This is a genomic window from Microbacterium sp. P5_B6, from assembly GCF_056400345.1.
This window is the reverse complement of record NZ_JBFULL010000010.1, coordinates 64,445-77,454: the sequence shown is the minus strand read 5'-3', so window position 1 is coordinate 77,454 and position 13,010 is coordinate 64,445. Positions and strand designations below refer to the sequence as shown.

The following is a 13,010-nucleotide window of genomic DNA, read 5'->3' as shown; positions in this document are numbered from 1 at the left end:
GCGTCGTGCCCCTCCCCCAGGTTACTGCGCAGGACGGATGACGACCAAAAGGTCGCCCGCCTCCACCTGCTGGGTGCCCACGATGGCGAGCCGCTCGACGACGCCGTCGACGGATGCCGTGATGGCGGCCTCCATCTTCATCGCCTCGATCGATGCGACCGGCTGCCCCGCGGTGACGACATCGCCGACCGCGGTCTTGAGAGTGACGGCTCCCGAGAACGGCGCGGCGACCTGACCCGGCTTCGACGTGTCGGCCTTCTCGGCGGCGACCGTGTCGACCTTGATGGACCGGTCGCGGACGTAGACGGGGCGGAGCTGACCGTTGAGCGTCGTCATGACGGTGCGGATGCCCTTGGGGTCTGGCTCGCCGATCGCCTCGAGTCCGACGTACAGCTGGACGCCCGGGTCGATCTCGGCCACATGCTCCTCCCCCGGCTTCAGCCCGTAGAGGTAATCGGGCGTGCCGAGAGCCGAGAGGTCGCCGTAGGCTTCGCGGTTCTCCTCGAACTGCTTGGTGGGCGCCGGGAAGAGGAGACGATTGAGCGTGCGGCGCCGGGTGAGGCCGTCGCCCTCGAGGCCGGCCTCCTCGTCGGGCGTCAGGGGCGGAACCTCGATGGAGATCTCGCGCCCGGCCAGCACCTTCGTGCGGAACGGCTCGGGCCAGCCGCCGGGCAGATCGCCGAGCTCGCCCGCCATGAACCCGACCACCGAGTCCGGGATGTCGTAGGCCTGAGGGTTCTCCTCGAAGTCGGCGGGATCGGCGCGAGCTGCGACGAGGGCGAGGGCGAGGTCGCCGACGACCTTCGAGGAGGGCGTCACCTTCGGTATGCGACCGAGGATGCGGTCGGCGGAGGCGTACATGTCCTCGATCAGCTCGAAGTCGTCCGCGAGACCGAGCGCGATCGCCTGCTGGCGGAGGTTGGACAGCTGCCCGCCGGGGATCTCGTGGTGGTAGACGCGACCCGTGGGGCCCGGAAGGCCCGACTCGAACGGACGGTAGAGGTGCCGGACGGCCTCCCAGTACGGCTCGAGGTCGCTCACGGCCTGGAGGTCGAGGCCCGTGTCGCGTTCGGTGTGGGCGAGCGCGGCGACGAGCGCGGAGAGCGACGGCTGGCTCGTCGTTCCCGCGAGGGGTGCGGCCGCGGCATCCACCGCATCCGCCCCGGCGGCACTGGCCGCGAGGAGCGTGGCGAGCTGGCCGCCCGCGGTGTCGTGCGTGTGCACGTGGACCGGCTGGTCGAACCGCTCGCGCAGCGCGCTCACGAGCTTGGCGGCGGCGGCGGGGCGCAGAAGACCGGCCATGTCCTTGATGGCGATGATGTGCGCGCCCGACTCCGCGATGCTCTCGGCGAGCCGGAGGTAGTAGTCGAGCGTGTACAGAGGCTCGCTCGGGTCGAGCAGGTCGCCGGTGTAGCACACGGCGACCTCGGCGACCGCGGTGCCGGTGCCGAGGACCGCGTCGATGGCCGGGCGCATCTGCGAGACGTCGTTGAGCGCGTCGAAGATCCGGAAGATGTCGATCCCGGTCGCGGCCGCCTCGCGCACGAACGCGTCGGTCACGGCGACCGGGCGCGGCGTATAGCCCACGGTGTTCCGGCCGCGCAGGAGCATCTGGATGGGGATGTTCGGCATCGCCGCGCGAAGCGCCTCGAGACGCTCCCATGGATCTTCGGCGAGGAACCGCAGCGCCACGTCGTACGTCGCGCCGCCCCAGGCCTCGACCGAGAGAAGCTGCGGAGTCATGCGTGCGACGTGCGGTCCGACCCGGACCAGGTCCCGGGTGCGCACGCGGGTCGCGAGGAGCGACTGGTGCGCGTCGCGGAACGTTGTCTCGGTGACGGCGAGGGCGGACTGCTCCCGCAGGGATCGGGCGAACTCAGCCGGCCCGAGCGAGCGCAGCCGCTCGAGGTGGCCAGCAGGCGGCGCCGTCGTGAGGTCGATCGCCGGCAGCTTGCTGCCCGGAGAGACCGAGAGGGGCTTCTCGCCGTACGGCCGGTTCACCGTCACGTCGGCGAGCCAGTTCAAGAGCTTCGTCGCGCGGTCGCGTGAGGGGTGGCTCGTCAGCAGATGGGGGCGCTCGTCGATGAACGACGTGCTCAGATCCCCCGCCGCGAACGCAGGGTCTTCGAGCACGGCGCGCAGGAAGGGGATGTTCGTGGACACGCCCCGGATGCGGAACTCGGCGAGCCCTCGCTTCGCGCGGGCGACCGCCGACGGGAAGTCACGCGCCCGGCACGTCATCTTGGCGAGCATCGAGTCGAAATGGGGGCTGATCTGCGATCCCGCCGCGGTTGTGCCGCCGTCGAGGCGGATGCCGGCGCCGCCGGGCGACCGGTAGGTCGTGATCCGGCCGGTGTCGGGGCGGAAGCCCTGCGACGGGTCCTCGGTGGTGATGCGGCACTGGAGCGCCGCGCCGTGGAGGGTGATGTCCTTCTGCTCGAGGCCGAGCTCGGCGAGGGTGGCTCCGGCGGCGATGCGCATCTGGGACTGCACGAGGTCGACATCCGTCACCTCCTCGGTGACCGTGTGCTCGACCTGGATGCGCGGGTTCATCTCGATGAAGACGTGCTGGCCGGCGCGCTCCCCCGCCGTGTCGACGAGGAACTCGACGGTTCCGGCGTTCACGTAGGAGATGGACCGGGCGAACGCGACGGCGTCGCGGTGGATGCGCTGACGGAGGTCGTCGTCGAGGTTCGGTGCCGGGGCGATCTCGATGACCTTCTGGTGGCGGCGCTGCACCGAGCAGTCGCGCTCGAAGAGGTGCACCGTCTCGCCGGTGGCGTCGGCGAGGATCTGGACCTCGATGTGCCGCGGGCGCACCACGGCCTGCTCGAGGAAGACACGGGGGTCGCCGAAGGCGGCGCCCGCCTCGCGCATCGCCTCGGCGATGGCCGGCGGAAGCTCGCCCGGCGTCTCGACACGGCGCATGCCACGGCCGCCACCGCCTGCGACGGCCTTGACGAAGATCGGGAACCCGATCGCGTCCGCCTGCGCGACGAGCGCATCGACGTCGTCGGATGCCGGGGTGGAGGCGAGCACCGGCACACCCGCGGCGATCGCGTGCTCCTTGGCCGTGACCTTGTTGCCGGCCATGCCGAGCACAGTCGAGGACGGCCCGATGAAGGTGATCCCGTTCTCCGCGGCGCGGGCGGCGAGCTCAGGGTTCTCGGACAGGAAGCCGTAACCCGGGTAGATGGCATCCGCGCCGGACTCGAGCGCCACGCGGATGATCTCGTCCACATCGAGATAGGCACGCACCGGATGCCCGGCCTGGCCGATCTCGTAGGATTCGTCCGCCTTCTGCCGGTGGAGCGATCCGCGGTCTTCATAGGGGAACACGGCGACAGTGCGCGCTCCCAGTTCGAACGCCGCGCGGAACGCTCTGATGGCGATCTCACCGCGATTGGCGACCAGTATCTTCCGGAACATGCGCACCTCGTTGGGGCCGGCGTCAAGTGGGGGCTGAGTGTGCTCCTCAGCCTAGGGGACGGTAACGTAGACGCTTGTGCACGTACTTTCGGTGAGCTCCCTCAAAGGAGGGGTCGGCAAGACGACTGTGACGCTGGGCCTGGCTTCGGCCGCCTTCGCACGCGGGGTCCGCACCCTCGTCGTCGATCTCGACCCCCAGTCGGACGTGTCGACGGGCATGGACATCCAGGTCGCGGGTCGCCTCAACGTCGCCGACGTGCTGGCCAACCCGAAGGAGAAGGTCGTCCGTCAGGCGATCACTTCGAGCGGCTGGGCGAAAGTCCATCCCGGCACGATCGACGTCATGATCGGCAGTCCTTCGGCCATCAACTTCGACGGTCCCCACCCGAGCGTGCGCGACGTCTGGAAGCTCGAAGAGGCCCTCGCGACGATCGAGGCCGATTACGACCTCGTCCTCATCGACTGCGCCCCGTCGCTCAACGCGCTCACCCGCACGGCGTGGGCGGCGAGCGACCGAGTGATCGTGGTCACCGAGCCCGGGCTCTTCTCCGTGGCTGCGGCAGACCGCGCCCTCCGTGCGATCGAAGAGATCCGCCGCGGGCTCTCCCCCCGCCTTCAGCCGCTCGGCATCGTCGTGAACCGCGTGCGTCCCCAGTCGATCGAGCACCAGTTCCGCATCAAAGAGCTGCGTGACATGTTCGGCCCGCTGGTCCTGTCGCCGCAGCTGCCGGAGCGCACCTCGCTTCAGCAGGCGCAGGGCGCCGCGAAGCCTCTGCACATCTGGCCGGGAGACTCGGCTCAGGAGCTCGCAGCCGACTTCGATGCGCTGCTGGACCGCGTCATGCGCACGGGCCGTATTCCGGTCGCCGGCGAAGTCCGCGCCCAGAGCTGACCGACCGCGCCCACAGCCCGTACCTGGCCGCCCCGAGGGCGCCGGCAGTCGCGGGTTCTACGCGGTGCGGACGGCGCGACGAGCAGCGAGCTCGTCCACCGCGTCCGGCACCTGCGGGTCGAACTCCACGAGCGTGGACTCCACCTCGCGCAGCACGTTGCCGACAGCGATGCCGAAGACGCCCTGGCCGCGGCTGATGAGGTCGATGACCTCGTCGTTGGACGTGCAGAGATAGACGGAGGCCCCGTCGCTCATGAGCGTGGTGCCCGCGAGGTCGCGGATCCCCGAGGCTCGCAGCTGGTCGACGGCCGTGCGGATCTGCTGCAGCGAGATGCCGGTGTCGAGCAGTCGCTTGACCAGCTTGAGCACGAGGATGTCGCGGAAGCCGTAGAGCCGCTGCGACCCTGAGCCGCTCGCGCCGCGGACGGTCGGCTCGACGAGCTCGGTGCGAGCCCAGTAGTCGAGCTGGCGGTAGGTGATCCCGGCGGCTCGTGCGGCGACGGCGCCGCGGTAGCCGACCTCGTCATCCATGGCGGGCAGGCCATCGGTGAAGAGGAGATCGGACCCGTACTGAGGTTCGTCGGACACGTCGCGAACGGTCATGCGATGCCTCCTCCCCGACCCGGTGCTTCCACGCTAGATGAGCCCGGCATCCCGGGCAACGACATCCGCTCACAGCGTTCGGCGTGTCGCCCCGAACGCTCCTGAATGCTCAGGTGAGCCGACGTTCGAGCTCGTCCCGCACGAAGATCCCGCGCAGCTCTTCCAGCCGCTTCGCGAGCTCCGGCGCCAGCTCGTTCGCGCGTGCGCGACTGGTGGCGTCCGTCCGGCGCAGGAGCGGAGCGAGCGCCGACTCGACCAGCGTGACGTCGCGCTCGGCGCTCTGGCGGAGCGTGCGCACGTGGCGCGGCTCGATGCCGTGCCGGTCGAGGGCGACGAGTGCGCGGAGGATGGCGACGTGCTGGTCGGTGTAGGCATCCGAGCCGCCGAGCACGCCGGTGCTGATGGCGTCGTTGAGGAGCTGCGGCGCCGCGCTCGTGGCGCTGAGCAGCTCTTCCCGGCGGTAGCGGCGCGGGGCGGGGACGATCGAGGGAGGCGGGGCCGAAGCGGGCGTCGCGGGATCGCGGCCGGCGTCGATGTCTTCGAGGTACTCGCGGATCACGACGAGCGGCAGGTAATGGTCGCGCTGGAGTGTGAGGGCCAGACGCAGTCGCTCGAGGTCGGCGGGCGAGAACTTGCGATAGCCCGATTCCGTGCGAGTGGGGGCGATGATCCCCTGCACCTCGAGGAAACGAAGCTTGCTCGAGGTCAGCGTGGGGAACTCCGGCGACAGGCGAGCAAGCACCTGGCCGATACTGAGCAGACCCGCGGACGAGGAGCGTTCGCGGGCGGCAGCCGACGACATCAGCGGTCCGCGGCCTGCGAGAGGTCGGCGGGCGAGACGAAGAAGACGAGGCGGAACTTGCCGATCCGGACTTCCGAGCCGTTGATCAGACGGGCGCGGTCGACGCGCTCGCCGTTGACGTAGGTGCCGTTGAGCGAGCGCTGATCGACGATCTCGAAGGATGAGGCATCCCGGGTGATCTCTGCGTGACGGCGTGACACCGTCACGTCGTCGAAGAAGATGTCCGCTTCGGGATGCCGGCCCACGGTCGTCACGTCGGTGTCGAGCAGGTAGCGGGCACCGGCCGTCGGACCTGAGCGGACGATCAGGATCGCCGACTTTCCGGGCAGCGCCTCGATCGCCTCAAGCTCGGTCGTCGAGAGATCTGCACCGAAGGGCACGAACGAAAGGTCCGAGTCGTGACCGAAGGTCTGGGTAGTGTCGGACGCCCGCTCGCCGCGACTCTCATGGGAGTCTGCAGCGCGGCGGATGTCATCCGATCGCCGATTGTCGTCCACGCAACTCCTCCTCTTCGTTCAGCCTATCCGATCGATTCGCCCGGCGATGAGGCGATCCCGTGTTCGGCAAGACGTCTCCCAATGTTGCCTCGTGTGTCGGCGAGGATGCCCCCCGCGAAGCCTTTGCCTAGCCTGGTGGAGCTATCGAACCTAGTCAAAAGGAGCCAGTCGTGTCGACCCCGCACTCCCACATTCCGCCCCTCTCGGTGCGTGAGCGTGCGGCGTGCATGTGCGTCCACGGCAGAGCATGCTCGTCGTTCGCCCCCGGGCACGCGCTCCACCTGATTCAGGCGCGCCTGGCTTCGGCCACGCCCTCGGACTGGGCCGACGCGATCGTGGAGTCTTCGCACGACGATGGCACGGTGGTCGTGGTCACCGTCGCCGACGCGACGCGCCTCACGGTCTGGAGCGGGGCAGGCGCGGCGCAGGAAGTCGCCGCAGGCACGCCGGTCGCGCTGCACGAGCGCTACAACGTGCTGGCCGTCGGCGGCCGGCGCTTCAACGTCGCGCCGCTCGCCGCCTGACGACCGCGCTCAAAAGGCGACGGGCTCAGCCCATCGCCATCATGCTGTCCTTCATCGCCATGCAGGCGTCCATGCAGGCTTTGCAGGCCTGAGCGCACATCTTGCAGACGTCGCTGTGGTCGGCGTGCTGCATGCACTCGTCCATGGTCTGCTGGCACATCGCGATGCAGGCGTTGAGCATCGACATCATCGACGCGGCGTTCATGCCCTGCATGCGCATCATCGACCGCATCATCGTGTTGCACATGTCCGCGCAGTTCATGCACGCCGGCGCGCACGACATCATCTGAGTCGAGCACACCGTGCAGGCCTGCTCGCATGCGGAACAAGCGTCCATACAGGCCTGCATGAGCGACATGTCCATGGAGTCCATGCCGGGCATCATCTTCATGTCCTTGGACATCATGTCCATCATCATCGAGTCCATCGGGGACACCTTTCGGGTGAGTGTTACGTCGCGTGTCGCGGAGGTTTTGCCGCGCTGATGGCCATGGTATTGCGGGCGGGTTGGCCACAACAGGCCCGGATAGGCTCCTCAGCGTGTTGTCACGCAGAATTCACGGATCGCGGCCCAGCCGAACCCTCAATCACCCCTTCGCCACCCTCGTCGGTGCCCTCGCCGGAGCACTCCTGATCGCGGCATCCGCTCTCCTGGTCGTGACCCCCGCCCAGGCGCACGATGAGCTGCTCTCCGCCGACCCTGCGTCCGACTCCACGGCGGATGCCCTCCCCGCGCAGCTCACGCTCACTTTCAGCGGGGAGCTCTCCGCCGACCCCGGAGCGAGCGAAGTGGCGGTGACGGATGCCGCGGGCGCATCGCTCACGGATGGGGCTCCGGTCGTTGCCGACACCGTGCTGACCCAGGCGCTCACGGGCGAGGCATCCGGAGTGGTCACCGTGCTGTGGAAGGTCGTCTCGAGCGACGGGCATCCGATCTCCGGCGAATACTCGTTCACGGTCACCGCACCGCCCGCGCCGACGGCCTCGGCCACACCGACGCCGACCGAGTCGCTCTCGCCCAGCGCGGAGCCGACCGCCAGCGCGACTCCCACCGCCGCTGTGCCCGACGACCCGAGCATGGACGCCGTCGACCTGCGCCCCTGGTTCATCGGCGCCCTGCTCCTGCTCCTCGCCGTTGGGGGCGCGGTGATGTACCTGCTCGTGTCGCGCGGGCGTCGCGAGGCGGCGCTCAACCCCGGCCCGGACATCCCCTCCGACCCGTCGGAGCGTGGATCTGACGCCGGATCGGGACCCCCCGCCGGACGCTAGGCTGGGAGCCATGCCTCATTACGACGTCGTCATCCTCGGTGCCGGCCCCGGCGGTTATGTCGCGGCCGTTCGCAGCGCTCAGCTCGGTCTCTCTGTTGCCGTCATCGAAGAGAAGTACTGGGGCGGCGTCTGCCTCAACGTGGGGTGCATCCCCTCGAAGGCACTGCTGAAGAACGCCGACCTCGCGCACACGTTCCACCACAAGGCCGAGCTGTTCGGCATCTCGGGTGACGTGTCGTTCGACTTCGGCACGGCGTGGGATCGCAGCCGCAAGGTGGCCGACACCCACGTCAGGGGCATCCACTACCTGATGAAGAAGAACAAGGTCACCGAGTACGAGGGTCGTGGCTCCTTCGTCGACGCGAACACGATCGACGTGACGAAGACGGACGGCTCGTCCGAGCGCGTCACGTTCGCCAACGCGATCATCGCGACCGGCTCGAAGGTGCGCCTGCTTCCGGGCGTGCAGCTGGGCGGCAATGTCGTCACGTACGAGGAGCAGATCCTCGCCCGCGACCTGCCCCAGTCGATCGTCATCGTGGGCGCCGGCGCCATCGGCATGGAGTTCGCGTTCGTGCTCGTCAACTACGGCGTCAAGGTCACGATCATCGAGTTCCTCGACCGCGTCCTGCCGATGGAGGACGAGGACGTCTCGAAGGAGCTTGCGCGCCAGTACAAGAAGTACGGCGTCGACATCCTCACCTCGACCAAGGTCGAGACCGTGGTCGACAGCGGCGACAAGGTCACCGTCACCTACACGCCCAAGGACGGCGCGCAGGCGTCGATCGACGCCGACAAGGTCATGATGTCGATCGGGTTCGCCCCGAACGTCGAGGGCTTCGGTCTCGAGAAGACGGGTGTGAAGCTCACCGAGCGCGGCGCGATCGAGATCGACGACTTCATGCACACCTCGGTCCCCCACATCTACGCGATCGGCGATGTCACCGCGAAGCTGCAGCTCGCACACGTCGCCGAGGCGCAGGGCGTCGTCGCCGCCGAGACCATCGGCAAGGCTGAGACCATGGCGCTCGGCGACTACCGGATGATGCCTCGCGCCACGTTCTGCTCGCCGCAGGTCGCCTCGTTCGGCCTCACCGAGCAGCAGGCGCGCGACGCGGGCTACGACGTCAAGGTCGCCAAGTTCCCGTTCTCGGCCAACGGCAAGGCCAACGGCCTGGGCGAGCCCATCGGCTTCGTGAAGCTGGTCGCCGACGGCGAGCACCTCGAGCTGCTCGGCGGGCACCTCATCGGACCGGACGTGTCGGAGCTGCTTCCTGAGCTGACGCTCGCGCAGAAGTGGGACCTCACGGCACTCGAGGCGGCGCGCAATGTGCACACGCACCCGACGCTGTCCGAGGCCGTGCAGGAGGCCTTCCACGGCCTCGCCGGCCACATGATCAACCTCTGACGCAGCGCTCCCGCGCAGAGATACGGAGAAGGCCCGGGTTTCGACCCGGGCCTTCTCCGTTGTGCGTCTAGTGCCCGAGTTTGCGCTCAGTGCCCGAGCGTCCGGGCCAGTTTGGAATCGGATGCCGCCTCCCGGCCTCCGGCAGCGTGCACGGCCTTCTCGAACCGCGCGAAGAGCGTCTGCCGGTCGGCCTCGTCGTCGGGGGCTGCGGGGCCGAGCTCGAACTCCCACTCGCGCCAGGTGCGCTCGGTGCCCGAGCGCTCATCCGTCCCGATGACGTGGTCGTCGAGGAACTCCGCGACCACACCGCCGTCCGCCGAGTGCAGGTTGTAGGCGATGCGGCGATTGCGGATGCGCGCGACCGGGGTCAGCTCGGCATCCGTCACCTCCCGCACCGCCGTGAGGACCGCCTCAGGGATGCCGTCACTCAGGGGCCAGTGCAGCTCGACGCGTCCGCCGTCCACCTTGGGACCCTTGATGTGCCAGCCGGCGTCCGGGCCGCCCGTGCGGCGCCGGAGAGCGTAGCCCGCCTTGGCGAGGTCGAGGTCTGCCGTGTCGAGGTACTGGGCGTCGAGGTCGCGCTCCTCGGCGTGGCCGATCGCCGCGACACCGGGAAGCTCAGACAGGTCGGGAAGAAGGGTGTCTTCGTCGACGTCGAACTTCACCTCGACTTCGAGCGACTGGGAGTGCTCGCTCGCGTCGCCCGAGATCGACCCGCCCATCTCAGTCGTCCCCGTCAGTCATCCGCGGCCGTGCCGATGTCGTCCGTCGCCTCGATGAACCAGAACGCCGCCTCGGTGGGGCCGTCACCGCTGCCCGTGTGCTCGAGGTCGCCGTTTCGGCGATAGACGATCTGACCCTCGCCGTAGGGGACGATCAGGGAATCGAGGTCGGGTCCTTCGATGGGCAGCAGCTGCCCGTCGAGGGGACCGCCGTGAAGACGCGCAATAGCCATGGAATGAGCCTACGCCCGGTGAGTCAGTGGGTCGGGAAGCCGAGGCTGATCTGGCTCTCGCTCGGGTCGGGCCAGCGGGTGGTGACGACCTTGCGGCGCGTGTAGAAGTTGAACGCCTCGGGGCCGTACATGTGCGTGTCGCCGAAGAGCGAGTCCTTCCAGCCGCCGAACGAGAAGGCGCCCACGGGCACGGGGATCGGCACGTTGATGCCGACCATGCCGACCTCGATGTCGAACTCGAACTGACGCGCCGTCTTGCCGTCACGGGTGAACACGGCCGTGCCGTTGGCGTAGCGGTTGGAGTTGATGAGGTCTACCGCATCGTCGTAGCTCGCGACGCGCACAACCGACAGGACGGGACCGAAGATCTCCTCGTCGTAGACCCGCATGCCGGGCTTGACGTCGTCGACGAGCGAAGCGCCGATGAAGAACCCGTCCCCCTCGAAGCGGTGCTCGCGGCCGTCGACGACGACCTTGGCGCCCTCTTCCGGCGCGCCCGAGACGAAGCCGGCGACGCGGTCGCGCGCTTCGCGCGTGATGAGCGGGCCCATCTCGGAGGCGGGGTCGGTGCCGTCGCCGATCACGAGGCCGCCGATGCGCTGGGAGACCTTCTCGATGAGGCCGTCGGCCACGCCGCCCACCGCGACGACGACCGACACGGCCATGCAGCGCTCCCCCGCCGAGCCGTAGGCGGCGGAGACGGCGGCGTCGGCCGCGGCGTCGAGGTCGGCATCCGGCATCACGATCATGTGGTTCTTGGCACCGCCGAGAGCCTGCACGCGCTTGCCGTTGGCGGCGGCGCGCGTGTAGATGTACTTCGCGATCGGTGTCGAGCCGACGAACGACACGGCGCGGATGATCGGCTCGTCGAGGATCGCATCGACGGCCTCCTTGTCACCGTGCACGACGTTGAAGATGCCGTCGGGCAGGCCCGCTTCGCGGAAGGCGTCCGCGAGCCACACGGCCGCGGAGGGGTCGCGCTCGGAGGGCTTGAGGATCACGGCATTGCCAGCCGCGATGGCGGTGGTGACCATCCACAGCGGCACCATCGCGGGGAAGTTGAACGGCGTGATGCAGGCGACGACGCCGAGCGGCTGACGGACCTGGTGGACGTCGACGCCCCCTGCCACCTGCTCGGAGTACTCGCCCTTGAGATGGTGCATGAGGCCCGTGCAGAACTCGACGTTCTCGAGGCCGCGGGCGACCTCGCCCATCGCATCGGCGACCGTCTTCCCGTGCTCGGACGTGATGACGCGGGCGAGCTCCTCGGTGCGGGAGCTGATGATCTCGCGCAGGCGGAACATCACCGCGCTTCGCTTGGCGAGGCCGGTCTCGCGCCATCCGGGCTGCGCGGCCTTGGCAGTCTCGGCCGCCTGGTGCACGAAGTCCGCGGACGCGAACGCGACCTCGGCGGTCTGCCGCCCGGTCGCGGGGTTGTAGACGGCGCCCCGGCGGCCCTCGGGGGCGAGCCGCTCGCCGCCGACGACATGCGGGATCGTGGCCAGCGCCTCCGCGGCGGACTCTTCGGTCTTCTCGATCGTGGTCGTGCTCATGATGGCTCCTGGGGGGCGACGGGTCAGGGTTGTGCGGGAACGCTGTCGTGGCTCGGATCGTACCCCCGGAGGGTGCCGTCCGGGGTGGCGAGCAGGGTGACGAGGGTGCAGTCCTTGCCGCCGAGGCCGCGCTCGGCGAGCTCTTCGAGCTGCGAGAGCGCGAGCTGCGCGGCCGGCAGGTGGACGCCCGTGGTCTCCCCCGCCGCGACGGCCAGACTGCAGTCCTTGCGGGCGAGGTCGACCGAGAAGGTCGCGTCGAAGTTCTTGTTCGCCGCGGAGGTCGGGATCACGTCGGGCACCGGCCACCAGACACGCTGCGGCCACGAGCCGCCCGACGACGCGTTGGCGACCTCCCAGAACACCTGCTGGTCGAGGCCGAGCTGCTCGGCGAGCTGTGAACCCTCGGCGGTCGCCATGACGCCGATGAACAGCATCATGTTGTTGACGAGCTTCGCGGCGATGCCGGCGGTCGCCGCACCGCAGGCGATGATCGAGCCCGCCATGGGCGCCACGATCTCCTTCGCCCGCTCCACGTCCTCGGGTCGTCCGCCGAGCATGAACGTGAGGCTGTGCGCCTCGGCCCCTGCCGTCCCGCCCGAGATCGGCGCGTCGACGAAGACGAAGCCCCGCTCCTCGGACTCGGTGTGGCACCAGCGGGAGGTCTCGATGTCGACGGTCGAGGTGTCGAGCAGCAGCATGCCCGCGGGTGCGTTCGCCCAGATGCCGTCGGCTCCGTCGTAGACGGCGCGCACGTGCTGCGGCATCGGCAGCGACGTGATGCACGCGTCGGCACCCTGAACCGCTTGGGCGATCGTCGAGACGACGGTGACGCCACGGGATGCCGCAGCCGCTGCGGCGTCCGGGTTCAGGTCTACGCCGCGGACCGTGTGCCCGGCGGCGACCAGATGGGCGGACATGGGCGCGCCCATGTGGCCGAGCCCGATCCAGGCGATGGTGGACATGGTGCTCCCGCGTCATCGAAGGAGGCGCGCTGCGCGCCCGAGGCCAGGATAAGCACGCGAAGCACTCGCGATCAATGCACGAGCCGGTACGAACGTTGCACTATCGCCGTGCGCTG

13 protein-coding genes are annotated in these 13,010 nt (G+C 69.2%); 4 read left to right on the top strand and 9 right to left on the bottom strand.

Going from position 1 to position 13,010, the window contains the following annotated elements:
• Positions 1–21: 21 nt before the first annotated feature.
• Positions 22–3,429, bottom strand: a complete 3,408-nt coding sequence (locus AC1DP3_RS14170) for a pyruvate carboxylase (protein ID WP_477294323.1) — start codon at positions 3,427–3,429, stop codon at positions 22–24.
• Positions 3,430–3,505: 76 nt separating this feature from the next.
• On the opposite strand from AC1DP3_RS14170, the gene AC1DP3_RS14165 reads away from it, so the two are divergent.
• Entirely contained in the window at positions 3,506–4,321 is an 816-nt protein-coding gene (locus AC1DP3_RS14165) for a ParA family protein (protein WP_477294321.1), read from the top strand.
• Positions 4,322–4,378: 57 nt separating this feature from the next.
• Here AC1DP3_RS14165 and AC1DP3_RS14160 read toward each other — a convergent pair whose 3' ends face one another.
• The 3 genes from AC1DP3_RS14160 to AC1DP3_RS14150 all read right to left on the bottom strand — a co-directional run bounded on the left by AC1DP3_RS14160 (position 4,379) and on the right by AC1DP3_RS14150 (position 6,223).
• Positions 4,379–4,924: a MerR family transcriptional regulator gene (locus AC1DP3_RS14160; RefSeq protein ID WP_477294319.1), complete on the bottom strand. Its 546-nt coding sequence runs from the start codon at positions 4,922–4,924 to the stop codon at positions 4,379–4,381.
• A 109-nt stretch (positions 4,925–5,033) separates the two neighbouring features.
• Complete coding sequence (ftsR, locus tag AC1DP3_RS14155) at positions 5,034–5,726, bottom strand: transcriptional regulator FtsR (protein WP_477294317.1); 693 nt, start codon at positions 5,724–5,726, stop codon at positions 5,034–5,036.
• Positions 5,726–6,223 carry an FHA domain-containing protein gene (locus AC1DP3_RS14150; RefSeq protein WP_477294315.1) on the bottom strand — a complete coding sequence of 166 codons (498 nt, stop codon included), beginning with the start codon at positions 6,221–6,223 and terminating at the stop codon, positions 5,726–5,728. Before AC1DP3_RS14150 ends, ftsR begins: the two co-directional genes overlap by 1 nt.
• A gap of 170 nt (positions 6,224–6,393) precedes the next feature.
• On the opposite strand from AC1DP3_RS14150, the gene AC1DP3_RS14145 reads away from it, so the two are divergent.
• Positions 6,394–6,747, top strand: a complete 354-nt coding sequence (locus tag AC1DP3_RS14145; RefSeq protein ID WP_477294313.1) for a hypothetical protein — start codon at positions 6,394–6,396, stop codon at positions 6,745–6,747.
• A gap of 25 nt (positions 6,748–6,772) precedes the next feature.
• Here the strand turns inward: AC1DP3_RS14145 and AC1DP3_RS14140 are convergent, their stop codons facing one another.
• The gene (locus AC1DP3_RS14140; protein WP_477294312.1) at positions 6,773–7,174 is read right to left on the bottom strand and encodes a four-helix bundle copper-binding protein; all 402 of its coding nucleotides are present in this window, start codon (positions 7,172–7,174) and stop codon (positions 6,773–6,775) included.
• 113 nt (positions 7,175–7,287) lie between these two features.
• Between AC1DP3_RS14140 and AC1DP3_RS14135 the strand changes: the two genes are divergently transcribed.
• Both AC1DP3_RS14135 and lpdA read left to right on the top strand, forming a co-directional pair.
• Entirely contained in the window at positions 7,288–8,016 is a 729-nt protein-coding gene (locus AC1DP3_RS14135; protein ID WP_477294310.1) for a copper resistance CopC family protein, read from the top strand.
• A 10-nt stretch (positions 8,017–8,026) separates the two neighbouring features.
• Complete coding sequence (gene lpdA, locus AC1DP3_RS14130) at positions 8,027–9,424, top strand: dihydrolipoyl dehydrogenase (RefSeq protein WP_477294308.1); 1,398 nt, start codon at positions 8,027–8,029, stop codon at positions 9,422–9,424.
• Positions 9,425–9,510: 86 nt separating this feature from the next.
• Here the strand turns inward: lpdA and AC1DP3_RS14125 are convergent, their stop codons facing one another.
• From AC1DP3_RS14125 to AC1DP3_RS14110, 4 genes are read right to left on the bottom strand one after another with little or no spacing between them, the layout of a single operon-like run.
• Positions 9,511–10,146 (bottom strand): CYTH domain-containing protein, encoded by a 636-nt coding sequence (locus AC1DP3_RS14125; RefSeq protein ID WP_477294306.1) that lies wholly within the window; start codon positions 10,144–10,146, stop codon positions 9,511–9,513.
• Positions 10,147–10,160: 14 nt separating this feature from the next.
• Positions 10,161–10,379, bottom strand: coding sequence for a response regulator (locus AC1DP3_RS14120; RefSeq protein WP_477294304.1), 219 nt, complete (start codon positions 10,377–10,379; stop codon positions 10,161–10,163).
• A gap of 23 nt (positions 10,380–10,402) precedes the next feature.
• Positions 10,403–11,932 carry a CoA-acylating methylmalonate-semialdehyde dehydrogenase gene (locus AC1DP3_RS14115; RefSeq protein ID WP_477294302.1) on the bottom strand — a complete coding sequence of 510 codons (1,530 nt, stop codon included), beginning with the start codon at positions 11,930–11,932 and terminating at the stop codon, positions 10,403–10,405.
• Between the two features lie 23 nt (positions 11,933–11,955).
• Positions 11,956–12,894: an NAD(P)-dependent oxidoreductase gene (locus tag AC1DP3_RS14110; RefSeq protein ID WP_477294300.1), complete on the bottom strand. Its 939-nt coding sequence runs from the start codon at positions 12,892–12,894 to the stop codon at positions 11,956–11,958.
• Positions 12,895–13,010: the final 116 nt, after the last annotated feature.

Bases quoted from the DNA above. Each gene is read 5' to 3' on its own strand.
- AC1DP3_RS14170 (WP_477294323.1), bottom strand. From the start codon at position 3,429: ATGTTCCGGAAGATACTGGTCGCCAATCGCGGTGAGATCGCCATCAGA.
- AC1DP3_RS14160 (WP_477294319.1), bottom strand. From the start codon at position 4,924: ATGACCGTTCGCGACGTGTCCGACGAACCTCAGTACGGGTCCGATCTC.
- ftsR (WP_477294317.1), bottom strand. From the start codon at position 5,726: ATGTCGTCGGCTGCCGCCCGCGAACGCTCCTCGTCCGCGGGTCTGCTC.
- AC1DP3_RS14140 (WP_477294312.1), bottom strand. From the start codon at position 7,174: ATGGACTCGATGATGATGGACATGATGTCCAAGGACATGAAGATGATG.
- lpdA (WP_477294308.1), top strand. From the start codon at position 8,027: ATGCCTCATTACGACGTCGTCATCCTCGGTGCCGGCCCCGGCGGTTAT.
- AC1DP3_RS14125 (WP_477294306.1), bottom strand. From the start codon at position 10,146: ATGGGCGGGTCGATCTCGGGCGACGCGAGCGAGCACTCCCAGTCGCTC.
- AC1DP3_RS14120 (WP_477294304.1), bottom strand. From the start codon at position 10,379: ATGGCTATTGCGCGTCTTCACGGCGGTCCCCTCGACGGGCAGCTGCTG.
- AC1DP3_RS14115 (WP_477294302.1), bottom strand. From the start codon at position 11,932: ATGAGCACGACCACGATCGAGAAGACCGAAGAGTCCGCCGCGGAGGCG.
- AC1DP3_RS14110 (WP_477294300.1), bottom strand. From the start codon at position 12,894: ATGTCCACCATCGCCTGGATCGGGCTCGGCCACATGGGCGCGCCCATG.